Annotated in this window: 1 pseudogene; it reads left to right on the top strand. The window is 64.5% G+C overall.

Annotation, left to right across the window (positions count from 1 at the left end):
* Positions 1–521, top strand: a pseudogene (locus tag HL666_RS33840) (transposase); the annotation flags it as partial.

Here is a 521-nt window from a genome sequence, read left to right as displayed (position 1 = left end):
GGCGTGAGCGACGCCAGCATTTACAAGTGGAAGGCCAAATTCGGTGGAATGGACGTCTCGGAGGCCAAGCGGCTGAAGACGCTGGAGGACGAGAACACGCGGCTGAAGCGGCTGCTGGCTGACGCCATGCTGGACAATGCCGCTCTGAAGGATCTCCTGGGAAAGAAGTGGTGACGCCCGCGGCCAAGCGGAAAGCTGTCGCGCATCTCGTGGGCGTTCACGGGATGAGCGAACGGCGGGCGTGTAAAGTCATCGGCTGTTGCCGCATGACGGTCAGATATCAGACGAGTCGGGCCGATGATGCCGGGCTGCGGCAGCGCATGAGGGCGATCGCCCATGAGCGCCGCCGCTTCGGCTATCGTCGCCTGCACGTCCTGCTCAAGCGGGAGGGCTACCTGGTCAATCACAAGAAGCTGTTCCGGCTATACCGGGAGGAACGGCTCACGGTGCGCCGCAGAGGAGGCCGCAAGCGGGCCCTCGGCACGCGAGCGCCGATGACGCTGCCACTGCTCGCGAACGAT

Source organism: Bradyrhizobium aeschynomenes (genome assembly GCF_013178945.1).
Taxonomy (GTDB): domain Bacteria; phylum Pseudomonadota; class Alphaproteobacteria; order Rhizobiales; family Xanthobacteraceae; genus Bradyrhizobium; species Bradyrhizobium aeschynomenes.
Note: the sequence above shows the minus strand (reverse complement) of the source record. Positions and strands in the feature narration are given on the sequence as shown.